Source organism: Marinobacter confluentis (assembly GCF_004785685.1).
GTDB lineage: Bacteria > Pseudomonadota > Gammaproteobacteria > Pseudomonadales > Oleiphilaceae > Marinobacter > Marinobacter confluentis.
Genome location: NZ_SRPF01000003.1, coordinates 181581 through 208144, shown reverse-complemented (window position 1 = coordinate 208144; position 26564 = coordinate 181581). Strand labels below are relative to the sequence as shown.

27 protein-coding genes and 1 pseudogene are annotated in these 26564 nt (G+C 58.6%); 7 read left to right on the top strand and 21 right to left on the bottom strand.

The genetic code is table 11. The features are described from left to right. Positions 1-64: 64 nt before the first annotated feature. From E5Q11_RS11515 to E5Q11_RS11500, 4 genes are all read right to left on the bottom strand, one after another. A complete protein-coding gene (locus E5Q11_RS11515) occupies positions 65-1273 on the bottom strand; it encodes an ammonium transporter (protein ID WP_135803580.1) in 1209 nt (402 codons plus the stop codon). Between the two features lie 209 nt (positions 1274-1482). Further along, positions 1483-2403 carry a MotB family protein gene (locus E5Q11_RS11510; protein ID WP_135803579.1) on the bottom strand — a complete coding sequence of 307 codons (921 nt, stop codon included), beginning with the start codon at positions 2401-2403 and terminating at the stop codon, positions 1483-1485. A 5-nt stretch (positions 2404-2408) separates the two neighbouring features. Next, entirely contained in the window at positions 2409-3185 is a 777-nt protein-coding gene (locus E5Q11_RS11505) for a MotA/TolQ/ExbB proton channel family protein (protein ID WP_135803578.1), read from the bottom strand. After that, the gene (locus E5Q11_RS11500) at positions 3167-3580 is read right to left on the bottom strand and encodes a YkvA family protein (RefSeq protein WP_135803577.1); all 414 of its coding nucleotides are present in this window, start codon (positions 3578-3580) and stop codon (positions 3167-3169) included. Before E5Q11_RS11500 ends, E5Q11_RS11505 begins: the two co-directional genes overlap by 19 nt. Positions 3581-3632: 52 nt before the next feature. Between E5Q11_RS11500 and E5Q11_RS11495 the strand changes: the two genes are divergently transcribed. After that, on the top strand, positions 3633-4397 hold the full coding sequence (locus tag E5Q11_RS11495; protein WP_135803576.1) for a fructosamine kinase family protein: 765 nt from the start codon (positions 3633-3635) through the stop codon (positions 4395-4397). On the opposite strand, the gene E5Q11_RS11490 is transcribed toward E5Q11_RS11495, so the two are convergent. From E5Q11_RS11490 to E5Q11_RS11460, 7 genes are all read right to left on the bottom strand, one after another. Further along, positions 4394-4651, bottom strand: coding sequence for a TIGR03643 family protein (locus E5Q11_RS11490; protein ID WP_135803575.1), 258 nt, complete (start codon positions 4649-4651; stop codon positions 4394-4396). The two genes, E5Q11_RS11495 and E5Q11_RS11490, sit on opposite strands and share 4 nt — an antisense overlap. Before the next feature lie 9 nt (positions 4652-4660). Continuing rightward, positions 4661-6274 (bottom strand): phytoene desaturase family protein, encoded by a 1614-nt coding sequence (locus E5Q11_RS11485; RefSeq protein ID WP_135803574.1) that lies wholly within the window; start codon positions 6272-6274, stop codon positions 4661-4663. 22 nt (positions 6275-6296) lie between these two features. Next, positions 6297-6776 (bottom strand): DUF6231 family protein, encoded by a 480-nt coding sequence (locus E5Q11_RS11480; RefSeq protein ID WP_135803573.1) that lies wholly within the window; start codon positions 6774-6776, stop codon positions 6297-6299. 182 nt (positions 6777-6958) lie between these two features. After that, the gene (locus E5Q11_RS11475; RefSeq protein WP_135803572.1) at positions 6959-8281 is read right to left on the bottom strand and encodes a DASH family cryptochrome; all 1323 of its coding nucleotides are present in this window, start codon (positions 8279-8281) and stop codon (positions 6959-6961) included. Positions 8282-8392: 111 nt separating this feature from the next. Next, positions 8393-9142, bottom strand: coding sequence for an SDR family oxidoreductase (locus tag E5Q11_RS11470; protein WP_135803571.1), 750 nt, complete (start codon positions 9140-9142; stop codon positions 8393-8395). A gap of 31 nt (positions 9143-9173) precedes the next feature. Continuing rightward, positions 9174-10295 carry an alkene reductase gene (locus E5Q11_RS11465; RefSeq protein WP_135803570.1) on the bottom strand — a complete coding sequence of 374 codons (1122 nt, stop codon included), beginning with the start codon at positions 10293-10295 and terminating at the stop codon, positions 9174-9176. A 94-nt stretch (positions 10296-10389) separates the two neighbouring features. Continuing rightward, positions 10390-10977 (bottom strand): TetR/AcrR family transcriptional regulator, encoded by a 588-nt coding sequence (locus E5Q11_RS11460; RefSeq protein WP_135803569.1) that lies wholly within the window; start codon positions 10975-10977, stop codon positions 10390-10392. A gap of 84 nt (positions 10978-11061) precedes the next feature. Between E5Q11_RS11460 and E5Q11_RS11455 the strand changes: the two genes are divergently transcribed. The 3 genes from E5Q11_RS11455 to E5Q11_RS11445 are packed head-to-tail and all read left to right on the top strand — an operon-like array spanning position 11062 to position 13122. Next, the gene (locus E5Q11_RS11455; protein WP_135803568.1) at positions 11062-12174 is read left to right on the top strand and encodes an S-(hydroxymethyl)glutathione dehydrogenase/class III alcohol dehydrogenase; all 1113 of its coding nucleotides are present in this window, start codon (positions 11062-11064) and stop codon (positions 12172-12174) included. Between the two features lie 10 nt (positions 12175-12184). Continuing rightward, positions 12185-12664 carry a nuclear transport factor 2 family protein gene (locus E5Q11_RS11450; RefSeq protein ID WP_135803567.1) on the top strand — a complete coding sequence of 160 codons (480 nt, stop codon included), beginning with the start codon at positions 12185-12187 and terminating at the stop codon, positions 12662-12664. After that, positions 12661-13122 (top strand): acyl-CoA thioesterase, encoded by a 462-nt coding sequence (locus tag E5Q11_RS11445; RefSeq protein ID WP_135803566.1) that lies wholly within the window; start codon positions 12661-12663, stop codon positions 13120-13122. The genes E5Q11_RS11450 and E5Q11_RS11445 overlap by 4 nt, the downstream gene beginning before the upstream one ends. Here E5Q11_RS11445 and E5Q11_RS11440 read toward each other — a convergent pair whose 3' ends face one another. Next, complete coding sequence (locus E5Q11_RS11440) at positions 13123-13806, bottom strand: type 1 glutamine amidotransferase domain-containing protein (RefSeq protein WP_135803565.1); 684 nt, start codon at positions 13804-13806, stop codon at positions 13123-13125. Between the two features lie 112 nt (positions 13807-13918). On the opposite strand from E5Q11_RS11440, the gene E5Q11_RS11435 reads away from it, so the two are divergent. Then, positions 13919-15301 carry a ribonuclease J gene (locus E5Q11_RS11435; RefSeq protein WP_135803564.1) on the top strand — a complete coding sequence of 461 codons (1383 nt, stop codon included), beginning with the start codon at positions 13919-13921 and terminating at the stop codon, positions 15299-15301. Here E5Q11_RS11435 and E5Q11_RS11430 read toward each other — a convergent pair. Genes E5Q11_RS11430 through E5Q11_RS11415 form a run of 4 tightly spaced genes read right to left on the bottom strand, consistent with a single transcriptional unit; the run spans position 15288 to position 18757 of the window. Beyond that, a complete protein-coding gene (locus E5Q11_RS11430; RefSeq protein WP_135803563.1) occupies positions 15288-16046 on the bottom strand; it encodes a metal ABC transporter permease in 759 nt (252 codons plus the stop codon). The two genes, E5Q11_RS11435 and E5Q11_RS11430, sit on opposite strands and share 14 nt — an antisense overlap. Beyond that, on the bottom strand, positions 16039-16953 hold the full coding sequence (locus E5Q11_RS11425; protein WP_135803562.1) for a metal ABC transporter solute-binding protein, Zn/Mn family: 915 nt from the start codon (positions 16951-16953) through the stop codon (positions 16039-16041). The genes E5Q11_RS11430 and E5Q11_RS11425 overlap by 8 nt, the downstream gene beginning before the upstream one ends. Next, the gene (locus tag E5Q11_RS11420) at positions 16943-18067 is read right to left on the bottom strand and encodes a hypothetical protein (protein ID WP_135803561.1); all 1125 of its coding nucleotides are present in this window, start codon (positions 18065-18067) and stop codon (positions 16943-16945) included. The genes E5Q11_RS11425 and E5Q11_RS11420 overlap by 11 nt, the downstream gene beginning before the upstream one ends. 57 nt (positions 18068-18124) lie before the next feature. Continuing rightward, positions 18125-18757, bottom strand: coding sequence for a DUF1826 domain-containing protein (locus tag E5Q11_RS11415; protein WP_135803560.1), 633 nt, complete (start codon positions 18755-18757; stop codon positions 18125-18127). A 113-nt stretch (positions 18758-18870) separates the two neighbouring features. Between E5Q11_RS11415 and E5Q11_RS17870 the strand changes: the two are divergent. Both E5Q11_RS17870 and E5Q11_RS11400 read left to right on the top strand, forming a co-directional pair. Continuing rightward, positions 18871-19305 (top strand): annotated as a pseudogene (locus E5Q11_RS17870) (CobW family GTP-binding protein); the annotation flags it as partial. 131 nt (positions 19306-19436) lie between these two features. Next, positions 19437-19865, top strand: a complete 429-nt coding sequence (locus E5Q11_RS11400) for a hotdog fold thioesterase (protein WP_135803557.1) — start codon at positions 19437-19439, stop codon at positions 19863-19865. Here E5Q11_RS11400 and E5Q11_RS11395 read toward each other — a convergent pair. From E5Q11_RS11395 to E5Q11_RS11375, 5 genes are all read right to left on the bottom strand, one after another. Further along, complete coding sequence (locus E5Q11_RS11395; protein ID WP_135803556.1) at positions 19830-21149, bottom strand: HD-GYP domain-containing protein; 1320 nt, start codon at positions 21147-21149, stop codon at positions 19830-19832. The genes E5Q11_RS11400 and E5Q11_RS11395 overlap by 36 nt on opposite strands. 145 nt (positions 21150-21294) lie before the next feature. After that, the gene (gene pelG, locus E5Q11_RS11390) at positions 21295-22671 is read right to left on the bottom strand and encodes an exopolysaccharide Pel transporter PelG (protein ID WP_135803555.1); all 1377 of its coding nucleotides are present in this window, start codon (positions 22669-22671) and stop codon (positions 21295-21297) included. Then, the gene (gene pelF, locus E5Q11_RS11385; RefSeq protein ID WP_135803554.1) at positions 22671-24206 is read right to left on the bottom strand and encodes a GT4 family glycosyltransferase PelF; all 1536 of its coding nucleotides are present in this window, start codon (positions 24204-24206) and stop codon (positions 22671-22673) included. Before pelF ends, pelG begins: the two co-directional genes overlap by 1 nt. Then, positions 24203-25189 (bottom strand): HEAT repeat domain-containing protein, encoded by a 987-nt coding sequence (locus E5Q11_RS11380; RefSeq protein ID WP_135803553.1) that lies wholly within the window; start codon positions 25187-25189, stop codon positions 24203-24205. The genes pelF and E5Q11_RS11380 overlap by 4 nt, the downstream gene beginning before the upstream one ends. Further along, entirely contained in the window at positions 25179-26525 is a 1347-nt protein-coding gene (locus tag E5Q11_RS11375; protein ID WP_135803552.1) for a PelD GGDEF domain-containing protein, read from the bottom strand. The genes E5Q11_RS11380 and E5Q11_RS11375 overlap by 11 nt, the downstream gene beginning before the upstream one ends. Positions 26526-26564: the final 39 nt, after the last annotated feature.

Below are 26564 nucleotides of genomic sequence, written 5' to 3'. Positions count from 1 at the left end.
GCGCAGTGCGTCAAACTGGTGCAGAGAGAGACGCAGGGGGCGCTGAACGCGCCCCTGCCTGGTCTTACTCAGTGGCGTTGGCGCCAATGCGGTGAATGCTCAGGTCAGCACCGTTGAATTCTTCTTCCTCGGTCAGACGGATGCCGGATACAGCTTTCACGACGCCGTAAACCACCAGGCCGCCAATGAAGGCCACGGCAACCCCGGCAACCGAACCGATGATCTGCGACACCAGGCTGACGCCGCCCAGACCGCCAAAGGCTTCCTGGCCAAAGATACCGCAGGCGATGGCACCCCAGACGCCGCAGACGCCGTGCAGTGGCCAGACGCCCAGTACGTCGTCCAGGCGCTCGATGCGGTCCTGGGCCCAGTCGAACAGGAAGACAAAAATGGCGCCGGCAATACCCCCGGTGACCAGTGCGCCCACCGGGTGCATCAGATCAGAGCCGGCGCATACCGCCACCAGTCCGGCCAGCGGGCCGTTGTGAATAAAGCCCGGATCCTTGCGGCCAACGAACATCGCCATCAAAACACCGCCAACCATGGCCATCAGGCTGTTCACCGCCACCAGGCCGCTGATGCCGTCCATGGTCTGGGCCGACATGACGTTAAAGCCGAACCAGCCAACGGTCAGAATCCAGGCGCCCAGGGCCAGAAACGGGATGCTGGAGGGGGCGAAGGCGACAACCCGGCCGTTACGATAGCGACCGTTTCGCGCACCCAGAAGCAGCACGGCGGCAAGTGCGATCCAGCCACCAACGGCGTGCACCACAACGGAGCCTGCGAAGTCATGGAAGGATGCACCAAACTGGCTCTCGAGCCAGGCCTGGAAACCATAGTTGCCGTTCCAGATCAGGCCTTCGAAGAAGGGATAAACCAGGCCTACGATCACCGCAGAGGCGATCAGCATGGGGTAGAAGCGGGCGCGTTCTGCCACGCCGCCGGAGACAATGGCGGGAATGGCTGCGGCAAAAGTCATTAGAAAGAAGAACTTGACCAGTTCATAGCCGTTGCTGGCGGTGAGTTCGCTGGCGCCGGTCATGAAGTGGCTGCCGTAGGCGACGTAGTAACCGACGAAGAAATACATCACCGCGGATACGCCAAAGTCGGTCATGATTTTCACCAGGGCGTTGACCTGGTTCTTGTGGCGCACGGTGCCGACTTCGAGGAAGGCAAAACCGGCATGCATGGCCAGTACCATAATGGCACCGATGAGGATGAACAGCGTGTTGGCGCTCTCGGTCAACGTGTGAACTGCACTGGTGATATCCACTGGATAATCTCTCCTGAATGGGTTAACGGGTAGCCGTTAGGGCGACAATGCATTCAAAGAGGGCAGTTAAAGCAAGAGATGTTCCAAAATAATGCATATGTAGATGCATCGGGAGCTAAGCAGGGTTAAGGCAGGCCGTGCGGGGGAAATTTGAGATAAAAAGGCACAGAAATAGTGCGCCTTACTCATTAATGACTGATTTTGGTGCGTTACTTGTCAAGGCCGTCACTAGCGGGGCCGGGTTCAATGGTGGGTTCCAGAAAAGGTTGGTCGTCGACAGGGTTGGCGCCCATGAGCTCACGCAGGCGGATGACTTCTTCATCGATATCGTCAGCCAGGTCGATAATGATTTCTACGCGGCGGTTTTTGGCCCTGTTGGCCGTTGAAGTGTTTGGAACCCTGGGTTCGGTATCGGCCATGCCGGTGACCCTGATGCGCTCGGCACCAAGCTGTTCCGGTGCCAGAAGCACGTTTGCCACTGCCGCTGCGCGGGCCGCAGACAGGTTCCAGTTGCTGGCGAACTGACTGGTGTTGATGGGCAGATCGTCAGTGTGGCCTTCGATGGTGATATTGCCAGGCATGTCCGCCAGTATTGGCGCCATATCCAGCAGCAGCCCCTCAAACTCATAGGTGACGTCAGCGGAGGCTGACGGGAACGAACCCTTTTCTTCAATGCGGATAATGATGCGGGCCTGTTCCTGTGACACGTTGATGCGGCCGTCTACCACTGCCGGTTCCAGCACCGTCAGGATGCGGTCAACGCGTTCGTCCATCTGTTCCTGAACGGCGTCCGCCACTGCGGATGCTTCCGGGCTTTTGAGAGTTTCCAACCTCGGGTCTTCGGTGGTTGTGGTCTGGCGGACCTGTTCCAGCACTGTTGGCTCCGGTGGTGCGGGGGAAAACCGGTCAAAAATCGGGCTGGTGCCCTGAGGAATCTCCAGGGCCGGGACTTCCCGCTGCACACCAAAGGCCTTGGAGAGTTCGCCGGCGATCTGTTTGAACTTCTGGGCGTCAATTTCCGAAAACGACAGCAGCAGCACAAAAAAGCACATCAACAGCGACATCAGGTCGGCAAAGGTTACCACCCAGCCGGGGATGCCCGGTTTTTCATCTTCCGGCAGGTCGTCCATGCGCGTTAGCCCGTTGCCTCTTCCGTCTGTTCCTGCTTCTGTCGCTGTTTCGGAGTAAGGTAGCTGGACAGCATCTGTTCAATGATCCGGGGGTTGGTGCCTTCCTGAATCGCGGCCAGGGCATCAATGTAGAGCGCCTGCAAACGCGCCTCTTCGGTCATGCGCAGGGACAGTTTGTCGGCAATCGGCGTGGCAATCATGGTCGCAATCATGGCGCCGTAAAGGGTGGTTAGCAGGGCGACTGCCATCGCTGGACCAATGGATTTGGGATCTTCCATATTCGACAGCATCTGCACCAGACCGATGAGTGTGCCGATCATACCCATTGCCGGGGCAACATCCGCCAGCGCGGTGAAGACCTTGGCTCCAGTGCGGTTATGTTCAAGAGTCATCAGGCGTTCTTTGTTCAGCAGATTTCTGATGGTTTCGGCATTGTGGCCATCCACCAGCATCTGTATGCCCTGGCCCAGAAACCGGCTGGACACGTCGCGGCCTTCGAGCCCCAGCACGCCCTGCTTGCGGGCCACCTGGGCAACCTCCACCAGTTCTTCAATGCTGCTGATCATGTCCGGCAGCTTGAATTTGAACGCCCGGGCGGCCGTGCGGAAAGCATCGAAAAACTGATAGAAACTGAATTTTGCCAGCACCACCAGAAGGCTGCCGCCAACGACAATGAGCAATGACGCCGAGTTGATAAAGACATCGGGTGATACGCCAAGAATAACCGCCGAGGTGATAAGGAGAAGCGCACCGAACAGACCTATCAGGGTTGCGAAGTCCAAGACTCCTCCTTTTGTTCTTTCCAGGCGGCGTAACGAATCAGATCGGATTCGACCATCGTGAGGCAAAGGGCAACCACGCCCGCATCATCAATAAAACCGAACCCCAGGATCAGATCGGGGATTACATCCAACGGGTTCAGGACATACAACAGCGCGCCGGCGATGGCAGCAACGCTTTTCCAGGGTACCTCCCGGTAATTGCCCTGCCAGTAATCACGCAGCATCGAAAACATCAGCCTGATGTCCGAGCTGAATCGCTTTAGCTTACCGCTGTTCCGGACCTTTTCTTCAATGGCCTTCTGCCGTGACAGCAGATCACCCAAGTCCGTGTCGTGAACCCTGCCGGCTTCCCGGTCTAGCTGCTGCTTTGCCTTGCGATCACTGAATAGGGCCATGGGACTTTCCTGTCTGGCTTGGTTTGGTGAACTGGAGGCTTATACTAATGCCATGCCTGAATTTATTAAACACAATGCGACTTCCTACCCTGATGCATTGATTCGGGAAGCCGAGGGGCTGGGCCTGCTGGCGGCTGTGCTTGAAGAGGCCGGTGTTGAAGGGCCGCGAGCCCTGCGTGTTCCCGAGGTTCGGCGCGTAACGGCATCCGAGCTGGTGATTCCCCGAATCGACCCGGCCCCGGCAACGGAAGAAGGCATGGCCGCTCTGGGTGAGGGCCTGGCACGTATGCATGGGCAGGTCATGCCGGATTACGGGTTTGAAGTGGATAATCTGATTGGCCTCTCGCCGCAAAGAAATACCGTGATGGACGACTGGGGGCGTTTCTACCTGGGCTATCGGCTCAGGCCCCAGATTGCGATGATCAAGGACGACCGGGTAAGGGATGAATTCGAATCGCGGCTGGAATCGGCAGAGATCCCACTGAGGGAGTTCCTCAACCGTCACTGCCAGCATCCGAGTCTGCTCCATGGCGATCTCTGGTCCGGGAATGTGCTGTTTGATCGCTCTGGCCCCTGGCTGATTGATCCGGCGGTTTACCGGGGCGATCGCGAAGCAGACCTGGCCATGACGGAGCTGTTTGGCGGTTTCTCGCCGGCCTTCTATAAAGCCTACGATTCGGTGTTTCCCCGAACCGACGTCTACGATCTGAAGGTGCCGATCTATAACCTCTACCACACCCTCAATCACTACAACCTCTTCGGTGCCTCATACCTTGGAGCCTGCCGCCGTAACCTGCAGGTTCTGGAGCGGCTCTAACGCTTGTACTGGGTCGGACAGTAGGCCCGGATCACGCCTTCCGGGCGCAACTCCTGATGCTTGGTTTTGCGACCGGTCACCCGCTTGCGCCAGAGCCGGAAGCTGGAAGGCTTGAGCTCTCGCCGCATTACCTTGATGACTTCCTTTTCCGGCAGACCGTAAAGCGCTTCGATGGCCTCGAACGGGGTTCGATCTTCCCAGGCCATTTCGATGATTCGGGAAAGTTCTGGTTCTTTGGGGTCAGTACTGCTCATAATTTACGCTCAGCCTACAAAAATCCGCTTCGCCAGCCCGGCTCCCCGCAAACCCTGAATCGACAGCGTGGTCATCAGGCCGCCAATCATGGCGCCCACCACACCACAGGTCAGAATGTCCTGGCCGGTCAGGTAGAGCCCGGGAATGTCGGTTTTGGGTCTGAGCCATTGCTGTTCGAAACGTTCGGGGGTGTGGTCCAGTCCGTAAAGCTCGCCGCGCTCATAGCGGCAGAACCAGGCGGTGGACAGGGGCGTGGAGGTTTCCAGGTAATCCACCTTGCCCCGCAGGTGGGGCAGTTTGTCGTAGACCACTTCCATGATGCGGTCGGTGATTTCGGTTTTCAGGGCTTCGTAATCTTCACCGCGCTTGCCCCAGGTGGTGTCTTTCCAGGCTTCAAACATCTCCCAGGTGGTGGGTGCGACAACTTCAATAGTCGACGTGCCCGGCCAGCGGTTCTGGTAGTCCGGGTCCTTGGCAGCCGGAAAGGACACGTAAACCACCGGGAAGTCGGTGCTGGTGTCTTCCAGAAAGGCCTCGACATTGTCGTCGTGACGGGCGCTGGGATAAATCCAGAAGTTGGTGCGTGGCAGCCCCAGTTCTTCCGGCGTGCCCTTCAGGCCCAGGTATAGCCCGATGTGGGGCATGGACTGCTGAATATGTTCACGTTTTTTCTGATAGCCGCATTTTTCAGCAATTTCCGGCGGTAGCAGCTTTTCGAAAGTATTTATGACCCCGGCGTTGCTGATCACCATGGGAGCTTTTATCTCCTCGCCGTCCGCCATGTGAACGCCGACCGCCTTACCTTTGTGAATCAGAATATCGGTGACGTCGGCGTAGGTGAACACCTCGCCCCCGGACTGCTGGATGACCGGAATGATGGTTTTGGCCATTTCCGAAGCGCCACCAACAGGATAATAGCCGCCGTGGATATAGTGCTTGGCGATCAGCGCGTGGACCATAAAGCTGGACTGCTTCGGCGTAACGCCGCAGTCACCCCACTGCCCGGTGATGGCGCCGATCAGTTCTTCATTATCGGTCAACTCCCGCAGGACTTCGTAGGTGGTCTTGTTAAAACAGTCTGGCAGGGTCATGTCCAGCCCCTTGCCGATCAGCGGCGAAAGCAGGCTGGGGGAAATTTTGGACAGGGTGTACCACTGCATGCCGCCCGCGACTTTGCCCAGCAAGGAAATGTAGCGGTCGATGGCCTCTTCTTCCTCGGGGAAGGCGCTGACCAGGGAATAGCGGAATCCGGCCTTGCCCGCCCGCAGGTTGACCACCTTGTCCCCCAGGAAAAAGCGGTCGTAGTTTTCGTCCATTGGCGCCCAGTGGAGTTCACCATCGGTAATGTAATCGAACAGCCGGCGCCCCAGGGTGTGGGGGCTGCCCATGTCGCCGATGTAGTGAACCCCCACATCCCATTCATAGCCGTTGCGGGCGTAGCTGTGGGTGTAACCACCGGCGGTGTAATGCTGCTCCAGCACCAGCACCTTTTTGCCGGCTTTCGACAGGCAGGCGGCGGTCGTCAGCCCGCCGATACCGGAGCCGATCACAATAGCGTCATAGGAGCCTTCAAGCCGGCTGGCGCGATAACGGCGACCGATGCGGATGGTGCTGGGTTTCATATGCGGATTTTCCTGGGTGTGTTCACCACCACGCCTTGCCCCACATTTCCGGGTTGGCCCAGTTTTTCGGGTTGTTCCAGGCGCGTTTATGGTTGTAGTTGTCGATGTTGTAGGTGTAGAGCGCTCGTTTAATGCCATCGTCATCCAGTTCCGCCTGGCGACGAAACCCCAGCCCGATGAAGTCCTTGAAGTCCCAGCCTTGTTCCGGGTCTACAACAACGGCGATCTGATGGGTGCCGTAGTTGCGCAGATGCCCCAACAATATACCACCTTCCTCATGGGAGATATTTTCCAGGGTGCCGGTCACCAGCGCAAGATCCTGGGTAGCTGCCAGCGGAAAGGCCGCGTTGGGTGCATAGACGTCCATGGAAATCACCGTGGACGACGGATGGTGTTTATACCAATGCTGACCTACTTCGCCTGCAGTTTCCCCACAGACTACCAGGCTATTGGGCTGGCAGGTGTCGACAATGCGGGCGAGGGCCTGATGGCTGGTAGTCATGGTCTGAGTATCCTCGTAGCGACCGCGAGTTCAGTGAAGAGGCAAGTGGATGGGCCTTTCCAGAACACGCTGTAAATACGTCCCTGTACGCTCGGCCTCCGCCATCCATGGCTCCGGACGGTTCTGGAAAGGTCCATCCGTTTGCCTCCTACTCCGAAGTATCGTGGACGACCAAGCGAGTATTACACCGGCCAGTCAGCAGCATCAACCAGATGCAGGCCAACCGGCTGATCGGATTTGCCGTTCCAGCGGGCCACAAACTCTCCGTCTGGATCATACTGCTCCGCCTGCTTTTTCAGATTGAACTGGCGCAATCCACGGGGATCGGCGCCTACGCCTGCCAGATACTGCCAGTTGCCCCAGTTGCTGGCCACGTCATAGTCGATCAGCTGCTCCTGAAACCAGGCGGCGCCATAACGCCAGTCCAGTTCCAGTTCATTGACAAAACAGCTGGCCACAAGCTGGCGGCCTCGGTTGCTCATATAGCCGGTTTCCCGTAGCTGGTTCATCGCTGCATTCACCAGTGGGTATTCGGTATTGCCCTGGGTCCACGCCATGAATCTATGGCCGTAGAAGGTCCCGTTCCGCCGCTTGCCCTGCACCCCGTCGCGGCGGAACAGGTTGGCGCCGTGTTTCAGGGCATACCAGTAATAGTATTCCCGCCACAGTAGCTCAAACCACAGCCAATAAGTGGATTCGTTGCTGGTTTCGGTGCGCTCGTATTCGTCGATGGTTTCCGCCACTTCCTTCACCGACAGTGAGCCATTGGCCAGCCAGGGCGAGAATTTGGAAGAGGCATCCCAGGTATCCAGGGCGTTGCGGGTCTGTTTGTAGTCCGCAATACCGTGATTCTCGAACAGAAATTCATTCAGCCGTGCCAGGCCCGCATCTTCCCCACCCCTGAACTGAAGCGGATGCCGTGGGTCGGCAATGGCCGGGCACAGTCCCCGGGTGTCTTCCGGAAATCCCGGCGGTGGTGGCAGCGCCGTCAGGGTGCGGATACGTATGGCGCCGGAGTGGCGCTGACCGGTTTTCTCAACCTGTTTTCGGAACTGGGAAAAAGTGCCCGGCAGATCTGCCAGCGCCATGGGCAGGGTGCCTTCAGTGAAGAGGCTGTGAGTTTCGAACTGCTGAAACACCACCTTTGGCAGACGCGTCTGCAGTGTCTGCCATTGGCCTGCTTCCTCGGTACCGGGTTGGCGCGTGCGGACAACCCTGTCTACCGAATATTGTTGGGCCAGGTCCGCAATCACCGTTTCCGGCTCGCCATAGGCAATGTGCAGCCTTTGCCCCATGGGCCGCAGGCTTTTCTCCAGGGCCATCAGGCTTTGCCAGAGAAAACGCCAGCGGTGATCCCCCATGGCACGACACTGCAGCGGGCCGGGCCTGAACCAGCGCGGGTCCACCACATACGCCAGCAGCAGCATGTCCGACTGCGAGGCGGCCAGCATGGCGGGGTTGTCGTGTAACCGGAGATCCCGGGTCATCCAATAGAGTGTCTTCACCGCAAAACCCTTACTTCGTCTGATCAGACCTAGTGATACGACTCAAGTCTGGAACAGATCGAAGCGGGCCCTGGGATGAAGCAATCAAGTGCCTGATAAGGCTGTGGCTGATTACAGCTCCTGGGCCGTGGGCCGCAGGATGATTTCGTTGATGTCCACGTCGGCCGGTTGCTCGATGGCATAGACAATGGCCCGGGCGACTGCGTCGGCATCGATGGCCACTTCGTAGAGTTCGGCGGCGGCCTTCTGGGCCGTCGGATCGGTGATGGTGCTGGTCAGCTCGGTGGCAACCGCGCCTGGCGAGATGTTGGTGCTGCGAATCTCGTCACCGGCTTCCATACGCAGGCCTTCGGACAGCGCCTTGACCGCGTATTTGGTGGCACAGTAAACCGCCGCGCCCGGAAACAGCTTGTGACCGGCAACGGACGACAGGTTGATCACGTGTCCGCTGTGCTGCTCGCGCATGGTGGGCAGTACCGCGGCTATGCCGTACATCACGCCTTTGATGTTTACATCCACCATCTGATCCCACTCGTCGACCTTGAGCGCGTCCAGCGGCGCCAGCGGCATCAGGCCGGCGTTGTTGACCAGCACATCGATGCGGCCAAAGGCCTTCTTGGCCGCGGCGGCCAGGGCTTCGACCTGGGCCCGGTCGGTGACGTCGGTGACCTGCCAGATCACCTCGGCGCCCTTGGCTTTGAGGTCCTCGGTCAGGGCCTTGAGGCGGTCTTCCCGGCGCGCCGCGAGTACCAGTTTGGCACCCCGGTCCGCCAGACGGCGGGCGGTGGCTTCGCCCAGGCCACTGCTGGCACCGGTGATGATCACAACCTTGCTGTTAATGATGTCGTTGGTGTTGCTCATAAAGGTTCTCTTTCTGGAATAAATGAATGGTTCAGGCGCTGATTTCGAGTTCCTTCAGCGTCGGGTAATCGGTATAGCCGCGCTCGTCGCCGCCATAGAAAGTGCTGTCGTCCCATTTGTTCAGCTCGGCGTGCTGGCGCAGGCGCTCCGGCAGGTCCGGGTTGGCAATAAACGGACGACCAAAGGTCACCAGGTCGCAGCGGCCGGCGCCGATGCGCTGACGGGCTTCTTCGGCGGTATAGGCGCCGTTGGCAATGTAAGTGCCCTTGAATCCGGCCTGGATGGCATCGATGGCCTGTTCCGGGCGGCCCTTGGCGTGATTGCCCTGGAACGAATCTTCCACCACTTCCAGGTAGGCAATGCCCAGGTCGTTCAGGCGCGAGGCAAAGGCACCAAAGGTTGCCACCGGATCTTCGTCATACATGGCGTTGAAACTGCCGGTGGGACTGATGCGCACTCCCACCTTGTCCTTGCCCCAGACGTCGATCACCGCTTCCACCACCATCAGGGGCAGGCGCATGCGATTTTCCAACGAACCGCCAAACTCGTCGGTGCGGTGGTTGCTGCCGCTCTTGAGGAACTGGTCCAGCAGATAGCCGTTGGCGGCGTGGATTTGAACACCGTCAAAGCCCGCAGTCTTGGCGTTCAGGGCGCCCTGGCGGAACTGCTCGACAATGTCCGCCATCTCGCTGGCTTCCAGAGCCCTGGGCTCGGGGGCGTCCACCATGCCGGAATCGGCACTGATAAAGGTTTTCGCGCCCTCCGGCTGGATTGCCGACGGCGCTACCGGCTTGTGGCCGTCCGGCTGCAGGGCGGTGTGGGAGATACGGCCCACGTGCCAGAGCTGGGCATGGATACGCCCGCCGGCCATATGCACGGCGCTGGTGACTTTCTTCCAGCCCACCACCTGTTCCGGGGAGTGAATGCCGGGGGTAAAGGCGTACCCCTTGCCCTGGGGCGATACCTGGGTGGCCTCGCTGAAAATCAGCCCGGCGCTGGCCCGCTGCTGATAATAGTGGGCGTTCAGGTCGCTGGGAATATCGCCGGGCTGGGTCGAGCGGGCCCGGGTCAGCGGCGACATCAGCACCCGGTTGGGCAGTTTAAGATCGCCCATCAGGTAGGGTTGGAAAAGGTGATCGTTTGGGTTGTTCATTGAACATCCTCCTTCAGGATTAACTGGAATTAAATAGACCAGTCTACTAGTAAATAAACGAAAAAAAGGTTCGACTAAAAGCGGTGCGCCGAGGTCAGTCAGTACCCAGGCATTGGCGGAAAAACACCCGCACAAATCGCTCCATGGGCTCGGTGCTTTTCAGGACCTTGGCTCTGAGAATGGCGCCTTCCCAGCCCGACAACAGGAAGCTGGCCACATCCGCGGGGCTGATGGAGCTGTCCACATCTCCCACCCGTTGCGCTTCCTCGATACAGCGCTCGAAGCGTTTTTCCCAGCCCTGGAACACCGTATCCAGGCGTTTGCGGAACACCTCGTTCTGCCCCGCCAGCTCTTGGCCGAGATTGCCAATCAAGCAGCCGCGGGTGAACTCACAGCTGGTCATGGTTTCGAGGCCGGAGTCGAAATAGGCTCGCAGCCGGTCCAGGCAGGAACGGCTGGCATCGTTGAGAATCCGATCCAGTTTGGCGTCGTATTCCTCGGCAAAGGTATCGATGACCGCCAGCCCGAAATCGTTTTTGCTACTAAAATAGTGATAGAACGACCCTTTTGGCACGCCAGCCGTGGTCAGCACGCCGTTGATACCGGTGGCGCCAAAGCCTTTCTGGCCGATCAGATCGGCGCCGGTCTGGATAATATGGCTGCGGGTGTCGGTTGAGGTCATGGTTGCTATATTAGACCGGTCGTCTACAATGAGTCAACTCTGTACAACCACAGACACCTCGAATCATCTTTAAGGAGTTTGCCCGTGATTAAATCCCGTGCCGCCGTGGCGTTCGCGCCCAACCAGCCGCTGGAAATCGTAGAAGTGGATGTGGAAGCGCCAAAAAAAGGCGAGGTTCTGGTTCGCATAGTCGCCACCGGTGTCTGCCACACCGACGCCTACACTCTGTCAGGCGCCGATTCCGAAGGTATCTTCCCGGCGATTCTGGGCCATGAAGGCGGCGGCATCGTTGAGGCCATCGGCGAGGGCGTGACCTCCGTGGAAGTGGGGGATCACGTGATCCCGCTTTACACAGCCGAGTGCGGCAAATGTAAATTCTGCACCTCCGGCAAGACCAACCTCTGCGGCTCCGTGCGTGAGACCCAGGGCAAGGGTGTGATGCCCGACGGCACCTCCCGTTTTTCCTACAAGGGCGAGCCCGTCTACCACTACATGGGTTGCTCCACCTTCTCCGAATACACCGTGCTGCCGGAAGTGTCCCTGGCAAAAATCCCCAAGGAAGCACCGCTGGACAAAGTCTGTCTGCTGGGCTGTGGCGTGACTACCGGCATTGGTGCCGTGCTGAACACCGCCAAAGTGGAAGAAGGCGCAACCGTGGCCATCTTTGGCCTGGGCGGTATCGGCCTGGCGGCGATTATTGGCGCGGCCATGGCCAAGGCCAGCCGGATCATTGCCATCGACATCAATCCTGGCAAGTTCGACATCGCCAAACAGCTGGGTGCCACCGATGTGGTCAACCCGAAGGATTACGACAAGCCAATCCAGGAAGTGATTGTTGAAATGACCGACGGCGGCGTGGACTACTCCTTTGAATGCATTGGTAACGTGCAGGTCATGCGCTCAGCCCTTGAGTGCTGCCACAAGGGCTGGGGCGAATCCATTATTATCGGCGTCGCCGGTGCCGGTGAAGAAATCAGCACCCGGCCGTTCCAATTGGTCACTGGCCGGGTCTGGAAAGGTTCTGCGTTTGGCGGCGTGAAAGGCCGCACCGAACTGCCGGGCTATGTGGAAAAAGCCAAGACCGGTGAAATTCCGCTCGATGTGTTTATCACCCACGAAATGCCGCTGGAAAAAATCAACGAAGCCTTTGATTTGATGCACGAAGGCAAGAGCATTCGCTCTGTGATTCACTACTGAGACTTATCGCATGGACAAAACAGGCGAAGCAAGGCCGCCGTTTCCGCCCTTCACCGAGGAAACGGCCAGGCAGAAAGTCCGTATGGCGGAAGACGGCTGGAACGGCCGCAATCCGGCTAAAGTCGCGATGGCCTATACCGTCGACAGCCAGTGGCGCAACCGATCCGAGTTCCCCCGTGGCCGGGCGGAAATCGAAGCTTTTCTGACCCGCAAATGGCAGAAAGAACACGAGTACCGGCTGATCAAGGAACTATGGGCTTTCCGGGAAAACCGGATTGCGGTTCGTTTTGCCTATGAATGGCACGACCATACGGGGCAATGGTACCGGTCATACGGCAATGAAAACTGGGAGTTCGATGAACAGGGCCTGATGGCGAAGCGCTATGCCAGCATCAATGACCTGGCCATCGAGGAATCCGAGCGGAAATTCCGTTGGCCCCAGGGTCGCCGGCCTGATGACCGTCCCGAGCTGAGCGACCTGGGCTTATGACAGACGCCGAAAGCCAGCTTTTCCGTTTCCGCTTTCGTGTTCGTTACGGGGAATGTGACGCCCAGAGCGTCGTATTCAACGCCCGCTACGCCGATTACGTGGATATCTCGGTGAACGAATACATCCGCACTCTGTTCGGCGATTACCAGCGTCTGCTGGATCAGGATCTGGACATTCAGGTGGTCAGCCTGAACATGAACTATCGGGCACCGGCGAAGTTTGATGACGTGCTGGAAGCGCGAATTGCAGCGGGGCGTATTGGCAACACCTCGTTTACGCTGCATCTGGAATTCAATCGTTTCGGAAATGAAACACTTGTTGCTGAAGCGGACATCACCTACGTGCTGATTCAGCCGTCGAAAATGGCGAAAACGCCGGTGCCGGATTCCATCCGTGAATTGCTTGAGAGGGGAGCGCCCGGCGTGCTCATCAGCCACGCCGGGGAGTCAACTGCCTGATCAGGCTTCTTGCAGAGCCTGTAGGACAGCCTTGGCCGTGCCTTCAGAGGAAGGCGGGTTCTGGCCGGTAATCAATTTGCCATCAACCACAATGTGCGGTGTGAAGTCATCGCCGCAGGTGTAACTGCCGGTCTTTTCTTTCAGCATGTCTTCCACCAGGAAAGGCACAATGTTGGTCAGGCCGACGGTTTCCTCTTCGCTGTTGCTGAAACCGGTGACGTTGCGACCGCCGACCAGATTCTGGCCCGGTTTAATCTCGACGTCGCGGAATACGGCGGGTGCGTGGCAGACGGCGCCGATCACCTTGTCCTGCTCGTAGGCGGATTTGATCAGGTCGACCGACTTCTGATCGTTTGCCAGGTCCCACAGCGGGCCGTGGCCGCCGGGATAGAAGATGGCATCGAAGTCGACCATGTTTACATCTTCCAGCTTCTTGGTGCTGGCCAGTGATTCCTTGGCGTGGGCATCCTTCTGGAAGCGCCGGGTCGTTTCGGTCAACGCATCTTCGCCTTCACTGTTCGGGTCCACCGGTGGCTGGCCGCCTTTGGGTGATGCAAGCGTGATGTTGGCGCCAGCATCCTTGAACACGTAGTAGGGCGCGGTGAACTCTTCCAGCCAGAAACCGGTTTTGTGGCCGGTATCGCCCATCTGGTCATGTGAGGTAAGAACCATCAGTATGTTCATATGCCTGCTCCTTTTAGAATCAGCTTACGTACTTGAATCAACGAACTTGTCTTCATAGGTGGAGCCGGCACCGCCGACTTCAACCGCAAGAGCACAGGAATACGTGACATCCATGACCCCAGATGAACACGACCTCTGGTTTCTGCCTCTGGGCGGAACCGGTGAAATTGGTATGAACCTCAACCTCTACGGCCACGACGGCCAGTGGCTGATGGTGGATTGCGGCGTGACTTTCCCCAAGCCGGGAAGAGTGTCGGCGGATGGCACTGTGCATCATTCCGGTGAACCTCCGGTGCAGATGGCGGATCCGGCTTTTATTGCCGACCGACGGGACCAGTTGGCCGGGCTGATCATTACCCACGCCCACGAGGACCACATCGGCGCCGTGCCTTACCTGTGGCCGCTGCTCCAGTGCCCCATCTACACCAGCCGTTTTACGGCCGAAATTCTGCGCCGCAAGCTGGCGGAGTTTGATCTACTGCACCTGGTGCCGATTTTTGTGGTAGATGTCGGTGACCGGAAGACGATCGGGCCATTTCAGGTGGAATGGCTGGCCCTGACCCACTCCATCCCTGACCCCAATGCGCTGATGATTCGAACGTCGGCGGGCAATATCTTCCACAGCGGCGACTGGAAACTGGACGACCAGCCGCTGGTCGGCCACGGCTATTCCAAAGCCACTTTCACCGACCTTGCAGAGGAAGGCGTGGCGGCCATGGTCTGCGATTCCACCAACGCCACGGTGGAGGGCCATTCGATGTCCGAATCCCGCCTGTATCAAGGCCTGTTAGAGGCCGTTCGCCCGGCAAAGGGCCGTGTTATCGTGGCCTGTTTCGGCAGTAACATTGCCCGCCTGCACACCCTGACTGCGGTTGCCCGCGCCACTGGCCGCTACATGGGGCTGATGGGGCGTTCACTGATTAATATGAGCAGTGCCGCCAAAGCCGCCGGCCTGTGGGACACAGCGGACTCACTGATCCAGTCCAGCCACTTCGGTTACCTGCCCCGGGAAGAGGTGCTGGCGGTGGCCACCGGCAGCCAGGGTGAACCCCGAACCGCGCTCAGGCGCCTGGCCTCGGGCAACCATCCGGATTTTGAACTGGAAGCAGGGGACCGGGTGATCTTCAGCGCTCGAGCGATCCCCGGAAACGAAGAGCTGATTGATGCATTGATCAGTCAGCTTAAAGGCCTGGGTGTGGAGGTTCTGACCGCCGAATCCGCCGGCCTGCCCATTCATGCCTCCGGCCACCCTGCGCAGGATGAGCTCCGGGCCATGTATCAGTGGGTGCAACCAGCGGTAGCCATTCCGGTTCACGGGGAAGAGCAGCACATGCAGGCCCATGCCGACATCGCCCGGGACACCGGCGTGCCAAAGCGGCTGGTGGGCCGCAACGGCGACCTGTTCATGATCCGCCCGGTGCCGGGCATGCGCCGTCAGATGGTGGAAACCGGGCGCCTGGGGTGGTTGAAGCAGGAACTGGTCAGGGTGTTCTGAGTGCGGTCGCCTTATTGGCAAACAGTAAAGCGGCGATACAGCAGGCAATAACTGTTACGACAATGGCCGGGCCAGCCGGGATGTCGTGATTCGCGGACAGCCATAGCCCCAGTCCATGCCCGGTGAAACAGAACCCTGCGGCCATCAATAGGCTGCGTTCCAGCAGGTGGCAAAGCATCAGCGGCGCGGCAATCAATGTTGCGAACACCACATAAATACCGGCCATGTCCACCGTCAGGGTGACTGCCACCGCAAAAAGGGGCAGGAACAGGGTCGAGCGGATTCGAGTAGTTCCAAGGGTCTGCCAGAGCAAAACGGCCAGAGTGATGATCGCAAGCGGTATCAGCGATTGGCCGGTCACCCATAGCAGATCGCCGTTGAGGGTTCGGGCGAGTTGCTGTGCGCCGTGGGGATCATTGCTAACCGTCAGCGTGGCCAAGCTGGCACCCAGCACATAGAGAGTTCCGATCATCGCCTCCCGGTAATCCGGCACCAGCTTCAGAATCAGGGAAACCAGCCCTACGGCCAGAAGTGCAAACAGCAGACCGCTGATTGGCAGGCCCGCAATGATGTGGTTGGGCATCAGGGATGAACCCGTCAGCGTGCCCAATGCCGCCCACTGGGCAATGGCCAGGTCGGCAAACACCACGCCCCGAGCCAGAACCCGGTGCCCCAGTGGCACCAGGCAAAGAGCCATCATCAGGCTTGCTGCCAATGGCGTCAGCAGCCAGAACCAGTCAACCATGCTCCGCCGTCCTGTGATGATGCTCCAGACGATCAATAATGTGGCTGATCAGCTTTGCCAGAGTGTCCGTTTCCGGCTGGTCGGTTACGGTACCCGGCAGGATCTCGACAGGAAGCTCCGTTTTGCTTGCAAGCCACTGGGCAGGTCGTTCGCCCTGATAGCTGGCGATCAGTATCAGCCGGACCCGGTCCAGTGCCGGGTCGGCCAACGCCTCACTCAAATGCGACGCACTGGGTGGCAGCCCCGGCTTTGGTTCCAGGTCAATGGATGGTTCCACGCCCAGCCAACGCAGCAGATAACCGAAGTTGGAATGCTGAACCGCCACCGACAGACCTTCCAGACTGGTCGCAGCTTCTCGCCATTTGGCGGTTTCGAGTTTCCAGCGTACCTGCCATTGCCTCTGACGCAGACGGATGGCGTGCTCATCATCCGGTGCCAGTGCTGCCAGTCGATCCGCCAGGGCATTGACAATCGAGGGAAGCCTGTCCGGGTCCAGATGAATATGCGGGTCACCCTCTGGATGGACGTCGCCCATACTACGGTCAACGTGGTTGTGGGGTTGGTGCAGGCTAACCTGCTCGGCCGCGAAGAACAGCCCTGGCTTTCCCGGCTGTATTTCCCGGTTGGACGCACGGCTGATCAGCGCTGGCAGCCAGCCCGCTTCCAGTGATGCCCCTGTACACACGGCAATGTGTGCCCGCCGCATAGCCGAAATCAGGCTGGGTCTGGCTTCAATGTAATGCGGGTCCTGGCGGGCACTGGTGGCGGTATGAATATCCGCATCCGGAACCAGTGCCCGGGTCAGGTCGGCCCACTCGGGTTCGCAGGCAAACACTTTAATGGCGGCTTGAGCTGGCAGCGCCGCCAGCCCAAGCAGGGTTGCTGCAAAGAGTCGTTTAAAATCCATGGGCACCGTGGGCTCCGAAACTCATCACATATTGCAGCATCACGGTATTGTCCGCTTTTTCGAAACCGTCGGCTTCCTGATGGGTGTACTGCAGGCGTACGGTTGAAAAGTGTGAGCGGGACCAACCCAGCATCACGTCTGTTTCTTCCAGGTTCTGGTCGTCAAAGTGATCGCCATGTGCCTCCTTAAGTTCTACCTGGCCGTGCCGGACACCAACTGACCATTGGGGCGCAAACTGGTAAACCGCAGAGGCATACCAGCCCTCGTGGCGATCATCGGAAGACGCATGTTCACCCAGTTCATCGGCGTACAGGTACTCGCCGCTCAGAGTCAGTTGCTGGCTACGGTTGTTGCCGTCCGGTGCCCATTTCCATACCAGGTCCGCCATATAAAGGTTCTCGCCAAGGTATTCCGCGCCATGGCCGCCGTGGCCGTGCTCTTCATGTTCCTCGTGCTCGCCGCCATGTTCCTCCTCGTGTTCACCATCGTGTAGCTGGCGGTTCCTGAGGTAGGAAAGGCCAGCCTGCCAGCTTTGTGATGTTGAGATATCGCTGCCGATACGGGTATTTATGGTGTAAACGCCGATGTCTTCATCGCCCTCGGACAGGCCGTTACCATTGAATGCCTCGGCGCCGATTTGCCAGTACACGGGTGTCGGCAGCAGCAGGTTCAGGCGCAAACCGTCATCGAAATAGTGACTACCGAGCAGGGCCCGGTAGGCCGCCGGCCGTTCAACGAAATCGTCCTCGTGAAGGTGGCGACCGTTCAGGTAGCCCACCTGTGAGAAAAATCGTCCGCCACGGACGCTCAGGTTGTAGGGCATTCCGGTGGTCTGCAGGAAGGCCTCTTCCAGCCCCACCTCGGTTTCACCTTCGTGGCTCTCCAGGGCCGCGGTCAGCCGGCCCTCAAACAGGTCATCAATCGGCGCCGACAGGGACAGCTCGGAATGGCCCAGGCCGATGCCTTTCTCCCGGTGTGACAGAGCAGTGTGGTTCTGCTTGTAAAAGCCATCCAGAACAACGCTGACATCCGGGTTCATTTCGTTGGCCTGCGCCATCGAAAGTGGCAGCAATGTAAGAACAGCAAAGCCTGTGCGGGTATAGAGGTTATACATAATCGTCCTTCTGTTTTGTTTTGAGTAAACGTTATAACATTTCATTTATGGCTGAAATTAAAGCCAGTCCAGGGCCAGTACCAGCCGTGACTGATTCCCGGGTGCCGGTGATCGGTGAACCAGGCCGCGGCCTTCGTTACCTTCCCAGGCTTCGCCTTTCAGCAGGCCAACGGCGCCAGTCGACAAACGCCGGACTGCGCGGTCCGTCACGGACTGGTCCGGTAGCGGTCCCGGGCCTTGGGGGCGCGTAACCTGTGATTCCTCAAGCCATTCCGTGCCGATGCCGCGATAGGTGCAGAGCAGGCGAACCGGTACCCGATCGACGTGAAACCTGGGGCACATGGTGCCCCTGAGAACATGCAGGCGAAGGCCGACAGCCTCCGGCTCGAACAGGCATCGGTACATATCGATAATTTCGTCCGCATCAGCAATCCAGGAACGTGCCCCTTCCTCTGCCAGCGCCCATTGCGGCAGCACCAGTGCCGCACTGTCGCCCTGTTTCAGGGTGACAAACCGCTCCAGCTTTCCCTCCCAGGCGGCCAGCGCATCGGCAAAGCGCACGACCTGTGGCCGAAGCGCCCGATTCCAGACGGTGAGGTTGACCTCATCCCGGAAGATCTGGGTGAGGCACTCGGGCTGATCACCGGTAACGGCAACCGGTTTTTCCAATGCGGCTGGGTTCAGTGTCATGGTCCACTCCTGAGGCTTGTCATCGATTTCCGTATTAATGTTATGTTATAACATAATTAAAGTGAACCCCTGAACTCTAACGATTTGCGAGTCGTCATCAGGAAGATCTGAAAATGCGCAATGAAAACAGAGAATTACCGGTCACTGTTCTGTCCGGTTTTCTGGGCGCGGGAAAGACCACGGTGCTCAACCATATCCTGAACAATCGCGAGGGCCGCCGGGTGGCGGTCATTGTCAACGACATGAGCGAGGTCAACATTGATGCCGCCCAGGTTTAGAAAGAGGTGCAGCTTAACCGGGCGGAAGAGAAGCGGGTGGAGATGAGCAACCGCTGCATCTGTTGCACCCTGCGGTAGGATCTGCTGCTTGAGGTGCGCCGCCTGGCAGAAGAAGGCCGGTTCGATTGCCTGGTGATAGAGTCCACCGGAATCTCGGCGCCCTTGGACCGGGTGCTTGGTACGGGCCTGTTCAGTTTCGACAAAGCTCAGCAGGCTCCCGGTTGGCTATGTGAGATGCGCGGTGAGCACATTCCTGAAACCGAAGAGTTTCCCCCGATGGGAATAGAGGAATCTTGCCACGCCTGAAGGCTGCTGTGGTCGTTCGTTACCTATCTGTATAAACTTGGTGAACCCAAGCCTGCGGATATTCGTGGGTAGTCAATAACAAGAGGTAGCAGTAAATGGCAATCTGGACCCGCGCACTCCCCACTCTCGAGCAGATGGCAGAAACCAGCAAAAACACCGCGGTCACGGCACTGGGTATTGAGTATGTGGAGGTGGGTGACGACTACGTTACCGGCCGGATACCGGTGGATGAACGCACGGTTCAGCCTTTTGGCATCCTTCACGGCGGTGCGTCCGTGCTGTTGGCGGAAACCCTGGGCAGCATGGCGGCGAACTACTGCCTGCGGGAAGAAAACCAGATAGCCGTGGGGTTGGACATTAACGCCAACCACGTGCGATCAGTCTCCAAAGGTTGGGTCTACGGCACGGCTCGTCCCGTTCACCTGGGTGGAACCACGCAGGTCTGGGAAATTCGCCTGGAAAACGAGGAGGGTAAGCTTACCTGTATTTCACGGCTCACCATGGCGGTCATCAACCGGGGGTGAGTCACCGTCGGGGCGGGTGCTGAGGAATCCCTTCTCAACAAAGTCGCTCATCACAATACCGTAGGTGCCGTCGGGCACCTCATGGGTGATTTTGTAAGCCTTGCCGGCGGTGTCGATGACACCGGTAGACAGGTCTATCTGACGGTAGGGCGTAATCGGGTTCTTGTCGCCATCCCGTACCAACAGCACCACCGGTTTCAGTTTGCTGGACTTGCGATTCGCCACCACAATGCCGACCTCGCCATTTTCGAATTCGATGATCGAACCGGGCGGGTAAACGCCGATCATCCGGATAAACTCGACCGCTAGGTCGGCATCAAACTGGGTGCCCTTGTTGCGGTGGATAATCTGCAGTGCCTGCATGGAGGCTCGGCCCTTGTCATACACCCGGGAACTGGTGATGGCGTCGTAGGTATCCACCAGCCCGATCATTTTTGCAAATAGCGGTATCTGCTGGCTGGGCAGGCCACGGGGGTAGCCCTTGCCGTCCATGCGTTCATGGTGGGAATAGGCAACATCAACCGCTGCGTGTTCCAGCGTTGGCAATGCTGCCAGAAGGTTCCGGCCGTAGGTGGTGTGTTTTTTCATGATGTCGAATTCTTCCGGGGTCAGGGCACCCGGTTTGTTCAGAATCGCATCGTCGATCTTCATCTTGCCCACATCGTGCATCATGCCACTGAGAGCCAGTACCCGTATTTCATCTTCGAGCAGCCCCAGGTGCTTGCCGAAGGCTGCCGCCAGAATCGACACGTTGATGCAGTGTTCGGCGGTGTAATCGTCCTTGTTCTTGATCTTGCTCAGCAACAACAGGGCATTTTCATTGCGCAGAACGCTGTCCACCGTGCTGTCCACGGTCTGGCGGATCTGGTGCATATCCAGCATTCGTCCGAGGCGTATGCCCGACATGATGTTTTTTGCGGTTTCCCTGGCCTGGCCGTAATGGGCACGTGCCCGCGCCATCTCCCGGCCCGTATCGACCTTGTTGATGTAGGTAACCCGTTTTTCGGGGAGCGAGCCGGGTTTACGGGGGGTGGCAGTTTTGCGCAAACCGGAGGCATTCCCTGAGGCGCCCCTTGCAGCCATGACGTCAACGCGGCCTTCTACATACACGGTCTGGCACTGGGTTTGTACGGCAAGCAGGTCATCTTCATTCTGGATGATAAAACCCTGCAACAGAAAATCCGTCTCTTCCCATGGCCTGTCCAGGCGGACGACATGCATGCCGATGGCCAACTGAGACACCGGAATTTCGGTTTCGACGATGTCCTGGCGAGAGGAACTCATGTTTCACTTCCTGAGTGTGATTCTGGCACCCGGCCACTTCTCGTCAGTATGCCCTGACTGATAGCGTCTTGTGCAGGTGATTGGTTGATATATTGTCAAACGTTGTAACCAGAAATGCGACAGGTATCTCTCCGATACTCAGCCGTTAGCGGCCCTGCAACATGAAAGTCTCGTATTCCAGCTTCTCAAATTTTCGTGACAGCAGCCAGAGCCCGGTAAGGGCAGAAATCAGCGTTGCCGCCGCAAATCCGTAACCGTAGAAAGAGGCGCCCATCTCAATGGTGATAAAGGTGAAAATGATATTGCCGAAGAAAAACAGGGCGCAAAGAATCACGTTTATGCCCCGGGCATCCAGATAGAAGAGCACGTTCTGGATGGCCAGCAACAGCAACTGGATGCTTACCGCCACCAGGTCAATGTGAAACAGCGGTATATACAGCGGCGAAATGCCGATGGCCGCCAGTATCTCCTCGCTCCAGAGGAAAATGACGATCACGGTCAGCCCCTGAACCTTGAAAATCTCGTAGATACCGTTGCGGGCGACGATCACCATCTGGTCCCGGAAGCGGTTGATGCGGTCCAGAGTGTCGCCTTCCCGCACGGCGTTGTAGAAACGCTCGTAAGCCTCCGCAAAGTCGGTTTCCATGCGAACCAGGAAGACCGCCATGCCTGGGATAATCGACAGGTAGGCCAGGAAAATGGGCAGGTCATAAATCACCGACGCCCGCAGGCTGGCGATGATGGGTTGCGAGGTGTCGGGATGGAACCAGAAGATGAATTTGTCCGCCCAGACCGCCGCATTGAACAGTAGCCCGGTGAGGATCAGGGCCGGGAAAATCTGCTTGCGTTGGGTAAAATCGAAGCGGATGAAATAGTCGCCGGGATACTGGCGGATGATGGTGTAAAAAAAGCTGAAGAAAAGCAGGCTATGGCCCAGCAGCAGCCCGGCCAGAAGGCCCTCAAGGCCGAACCGGGACATCAGCATGGCGCCGACAACCGCCGTGGCATAACCCAGGGCGAACACCACCACAATACGCCGGTAGGATTTCATACTGGACAGGAAGATGGTGACCGGCCAGAGGTTACACAGCACCACAAAGTTGGCCAGCATCAGCAGGCGGTAAAGCACGGTGGTGTCGCTGAAAAACAGCACCATACACATCAGGCCCAGACCCAGCGACAGTAAAGTAGTCACCCATATCAGTCCCATCAGGTTGGGCAGGATCAGGTCGCTGCGTTTTCCGTACAGCCGGTCCGCCACCCAACGGGTGAACACATGCTGGAACAGCCCCGACAGGGTCAGGGATACTGCCATCAGGTAGGTCACCGACACCAGGAACTGCACCACCTGGGTGTCGGATACTTTCAGGGTAAAGCTGATAATGCCGATCAGCATCACGCCCAGCACCGACAGTACCCAGGGGCCGGAACTGATGATGCCGGCCAGGCCGTAGGCCTCGAACAGGTTCAGGAAGCTGTCCCGCTTCAGGATGCGGCGTATTTCGAATCCGATACCGGCCATCAGGCACTCCGCCCCTGTTGATGGATGGCGTTGTGATAGATCGATTCATAAGCCGAGAACATACTGTCGAGGGTGTAGAACCTCTGCACCCGTTCAAGCCCGGCTTTCTGGGCCTTGTGCCACTTTTGCGGATTTGACAGCAGGCGCACTGCTTCCCGTGCGGTCGCCTCCGGGTCGGCGATGGGAACTACGGCACCGCTGGTACCCAGGGCCCGATCTTCCTCGCCGGCGCCTTCCAGCAGTTCGCGGCAGGCGCCAACGTCCGTGGCCAGGCAGGGCAGGCCGGCCGCGTGGGCTTCCAGAATAACAAGGGGCAGCGCCTCGGAAATGGACGTTAATACCATCAGCCCCAGTTGCGGCAGTATGTCGTTGACGTTCTGGAATCCCAGGAATTTCACCTGTTTGCTCAGCCCCAGGCTATCCACCAGCTCTTTGCATTCGCGTACGTAGGTTTCGTCTTCATCCTCCGGGCCCACTATCCAGCCTTCCGCGTCGGGAATGACGCTGGTGACCGAACGCATGGCCCGGATAAAGGTCTTGATGTCTTTGATCGGCACCACACGCCCCACCAGCCCCAAAACCTTTGGAATGTCGCCGGTGCGGGCAGCCCTGGCCTCCTCGAAGCGGGCCGGGTCTATGCCGTTGGGAATGATCCGGGTGCGTTCTTCCGGCGCACCATCCTGTAACTGCCGTTCCCGGTTGCCGCGGTACAGCGAGACGATCGGACCTGCCTGCTGGTAGGTCAGGCGCCCCAGGGCCTCGAAAAAGCGAATCCATAGCCGGCGGATGTAGCCCAGCTGTTCATTCAGCGTGCCACTGACCTGGTCGGTCGGGTCCTGGATCCACTGGGCCTGGGACAGGTCGATTTTGCGTTCCTTGGTGTAGATCCCGTGTTCACTCAGGGCGAACGGGATGCCCCTCTGTTCACTGGTAATCGCGCCCAGCAGGCCCGCGTAACCGGTGGAAATGGAATGCAGCATGCGAACTTCCGGCAGATTCCGGGCTACCTCCGCAAGCTGGAACAGTGGCGCATGCATAATTCGAACGGACCAGAAATAGTCGACAAAGGATGGTTCGGTACAGTACGTGCGATAGTGCTCGTCGATCATCTCCCAGCTTTCCTCGCTGTAGAGAAAATCCTCCCGACTGATGCCCCGCTTCTGGCCCAGGTCGGCAAAGACCTTGTGCAGAATGTCTGGCTCTACCGGTGTGCCGGATTTGAACTGCTCGTGCAGGCATTTCTGGGCTGCAAAAGCGGATTTGTTTCCCTTTCGCGGGCGCGGTTTGCCCACCATTTCGGTGTCCATCAGGTAATGGCATTCCAGATGGGTCACATTGTCCGGCAGGGTGTACTGTTGCTTGCCGTAATGCGTGCGATCGCCACCCAGAAAGATCAGGGCGAAGGTGTATTGCGGCAGCCCGGTGATAATCTGGTGCACCCAGGATGATACCCCGCCGCGGATAAACGGGTAGGTGCCCTCCAGAAGCAGGGCAATGTCTGCCTTGGGTGCTTTCTGGCGCTGCTTCAGATTCATAGCCAGGCCTCAATGATCGGGCGGTTAGCGGGGTGATATCGCTCAGGCGGGCAGGCAGACAGGCGCTCCCGTACTTTGACAAAGTCTCTCTGCAGAAAGGCCACCTCACCCAGATAAGGCATGATCATTTCCGGAGCGGAACCGCCGTCCAGGGCTGCGTTAAAAGCTTCCTCGGCCTGATCAACGTTCCCAAGGGCCAGTTCCACCCGGCCAAGCAGGCGCCAGTCGTTGTGCTGGGACCGGCGGTTGACCAGGCGCAGCAGGAGTTTGCGGGCGCTGGTCAGGTAATACTCCCGCAGGCTGCCCTGGGCCAGGCCGAGATAGGCCATTTCCCACCACACCTGGGCCAGCCGCCGCTGTAGCAGAACACTTTCCATGTCCCCGGCTTTCTGCAATGACTGTTGCAGCAAGCCAGCCCTGTGGGTCAGGGTTTTTTCTTTCTGTTCCAGCATGGAGTAGGCCAGCAGCCGTACGTCGTCTGCCGGGTCTTTCAGGGCTTCGCGCAGTATGTCGATGGCATCCCGGTCGTTCATCTGGCGGGTGGCCATCATCGCTCTCAGGCGTTTGTCAGTACTGCTGGCTTCCCGTAGCACCTGGCGCAGGCCGCCCTGGCTGTAAATCACCTGCAGGTTCATATCGATCGGCTGGAAGGGTAGCTCCGGAATGTCCACTTCCTGCCAGGGAATTTCCCGCTGTGACCGGGGAAGATACAGCGCCAGCAGTATGCCCAGCAGCAACCCGACGCTGCCGATAAAAGGTATGGCGAACTGCAGGGTGAACAGGAAAACTCCGGCCCTGACCGGTTGGCCGCGATAACGGGCCGGTAACAGTGGCAGCAGAACAATGGCCAGGATTGCGCAGGCAATGGCATGGGCGAACAGATAGGCGGCCAGGTGCAGATCGCCGGCCTCTGGTGATAGCAGGCCGACCATGCCGCTGGTTTCCAGGATCAGGGCCAGGGTTACAAGCCAGTTATTCAGCATGGCCGATGGCCTCCCGGTTTGCCGATAGGGCATTGTTCAACCATTCGTCTGCCTGGGCGCGGCTGCGGATCTGCAGGGTATGGGGAGTGGCAAGCTGGCTGCCGTGCAGTCCCAGCTGCTCCCGCAACCCGTCATCCAGGCGCTGAACGTAGCCGGCCAGGCCCAGTTCATCGGTCAGCGGCATCAGCACCAGAATGTCTCTCTGGCCGTTGTTGTGCATTTCGGTGACGACATCCAGGCCCCGACGTATCTTCTGGATATAGTCTGCGATAAGGCGACCGGTCTGGTCCTCAGCAACCGGCAGCCGCAGGATCGCGCCCGGTAGATCAAAGGTTTCGGCATCGCGGCCAACGCGGTCCAGCTGTTGCCGAAAGGAATGCCATTCCAGCGAGCGATCGGTGGTGTTTATCGCCTGCTGATGAACCAGGTCTGCCATATGCCCTGCCAGAATCGCCAGCAGCCGCAGCGAGCGGGCTTCGAAGCTGAAAAATGGCATTGCTTCAACCACACAGATGCCGATAAAGCGGTCTTCGGAATCGATCATCGGGATTGCAGCCAGCAGGTCGGTGTCCAGCTCGTCCATGCGTTTGCGGAATTCGGTCTGCACCGATACGAGAGTGCGCTCTTCCAGAGCGTGCCGAAGCAGGGGGTCGCCCGAATCCACCTTGCGGAAGCGTCCGACCGTTGCCGTTGGTTCTTTTCCCAGCCGACCTTCTGACACCGGATAGATGCCCGCGATCTGCAACTGGCCGTAGCGCACCAGCAACTGCAGCATCAGGTTGGCGGTATCGGGGTTCAGCCCGGATTGGCCAGTTGCGCTCATCTGCGCATACAGCCGCCGAAGCGCCTCCCGCAGGCTACTGGAACTGCCTGCCAGCTGTTGCTCCAGCCTGTCGTGGGAAACCTTCAGCAGGTAATAGTTGCGGGTGAACTCTTCCAGGCGTGAGCCCCGGTATTCATTGCTGGCTTCCAGTTTCTGCCGCTGCCGGTCCCAGTAGTCCCGGAACTCTCCGGCCAGCAGGCTGATGCCCAGAACGCCGATGGTCCACACGTAGGGAAACTCCCGGGCATCCGGAATATTCTGGCGCAGCTGAAAGCCCAGGGTGGCAATCAGGATCAGTGCCGAGATCAGCGCCATGAAGAATCCGTAGCGCAGCCCCACCAGTAGAGGCGCCAGCGCAGGCCAGGGGAAATTACCATTGAGGTAGAACGGATCCTCCGGCCGGTGCCAGTAGCTGAAGGCCAGGAAGAACGCGGTAATCAGCAGGGTTTCCAGCCATTTCAACGCAATGGGAACCCGCGCCTGCTTATCCGTTCTGTGCTCTGTTTCGTCCATAGTGAACTCTTTAGTGAACCCGTTCGCTCAGTCGACGTT

Bases quoted from the DNA above. Each gene is read 5' to 3' on its own strand.
- E5Q11_RS11500 (WP_135803577.1), bottom strand. From the start codon at position 3,580: ATGGCCCTATTCAGTGATCGCAAGGCAAAGCAGCAGCTAGACCGGGAA.
- E5Q11_RS11470 (WP_135803571.1), bottom strand. From the start codon at position 9,142: ATGAGCAACACCAACGACATCATTAACAGCAAGGTTGTGATCATCACC.
- E5Q11_RS11480 (WP_135803573.1), bottom strand. From the start codon at position 6,776: ATGACTACCAGCCATCAGGCCCTCGCCCGCATTGTCGACACCTGCCAG.
- E5Q11_RS11415 (WP_135803560.1), bottom strand. From the start codon at position 18,757: ATGACACTGAACCCAGCCGCATTGGAAAAACCGGTTGCCGTTACCGGT.
- E5Q11_RS11490 (WP_135803575.1), bottom strand. From the start codon at position 4,651: ATGAGCAGTACTGACCCCAAAGAACCAGAACTTTCCCGAATCATCGAA.
- E5Q11_RS11465 (WP_135803570.1), bottom strand. From the start codon at position 10,295: ATGAACAACCCAAACGATCACCTTTTCCAACCCTACCTGATGGGCGAT.
- E5Q11_RS11380 (WP_135803553.1), bottom strand. From the start codon at position 25,189: ATGCTGAATAACTGGCTTGTAACCCTGGCCCTGATCCTGGAAACCAGC.
- E5Q11_RS11445 (WP_135803566.1), top strand. From the start codon at position 12,661: ATGACAGACGCCGAAAGCCAGCTTTTCCGTTTCCGCTTTCGTGTTCGT.
- E5Q11_RS11430 (WP_135803563.1), bottom strand. From the start codon at position 16,046: ATGGTTGACTGGTTCTGGCTGCTGACGCCATTGGCAGCAAGCCTGATG.
- E5Q11_RS11395 (WP_135803556.1), bottom strand. From the start codon at position 21,149: ATGAGTTCCTCTCGCCAGGACATCGTCGAAACCGAAATTCCGGTGTCT.
- pelG (WP_135803555.1), bottom strand. From the start codon at position 22,671: ATGGCCGGTATCGGATTCGAAATACGCCGCATCCTGAAGCGGGACAGC.
- E5Q11_RS11400 (WP_135803557.1), top strand. From the start codon at position 19,437: ATGGCAATCTGGACCCGCGCACTCCCCACTCTCGAGCAGATGGCAGAA.
- E5Q11_RS11450 (WP_135803567.1), top strand. From the start codon at position 12,185: ATGGACAAAACAGGCGAAGCAAGGCCGCCGTTTCCGCCCTTCACCGAG.
- E5Q11_RS11460 (WP_135803569.1), bottom strand. From the start codon at position 10,977: ATGACCTCAACCGACACCCGCAGCCATATTATCCAGACCGGCGCCGAT.
- E5Q11_RS11485 (WP_135803574.1), bottom strand. From the start codon at position 6,274: ATGAAACCCAGCACCATCCGCATCGGTCGCCGTTATCGCGCCAGCCGG.
- E5Q11_RS11425 (WP_135803562.1), bottom strand. From the start codon at position 16,953: ATGGATTTTAAACGACTCTTTGCAGCAACCCTGCTTGGGCTGGCGGCG.
- E5Q11_RS11440 (WP_135803565.1), bottom strand. From the start codon at position 13,806: ATGAACATACTGATGGTTCTTACCTCACATGACCAGATGGGCGATACC.
- E5Q11_RS11435 (WP_135803564.1), top strand. From the start codon at position 13,919: ATGACCCCAGATGAACACGACCTCTGGTTTCTGCCTCTGGGCGGAACC.
- E5Q11_RS11420 (WP_135803561.1), bottom strand. From the start codon at position 18,067: ATGTATAACCTCTATACCCGCACAGGCTTTGCTGTTCTTACATTGCTG.
- E5Q11_RS11375 (WP_135803552.1), bottom strand. From the start codon at position 26,525: ATGGACGAAACAGAGCACAGAACGGATAAGCAGGCGCGGGTTCCCATT.
- E5Q11_RS11510 (WP_135803579.1), bottom strand. From the start codon at position 2,403: ATGGACGACCTGCCGGAAGATGAAAAACCGGGCATCCCCGGCTGGGTG.
- E5Q11_RS11495 (WP_135803576.1), top strand. From the start codon at position 3,633: ATGCCTGAATTTATTAAACACAATGCGACTTCCTACCCTGATGCATTG.
- pelF (WP_135803554.1), bottom strand. From the start codon at position 24,206: ATGAATCTGAAGCAGCGCCAGAAAGCACCCAAGGCAGACATTGCCCTG.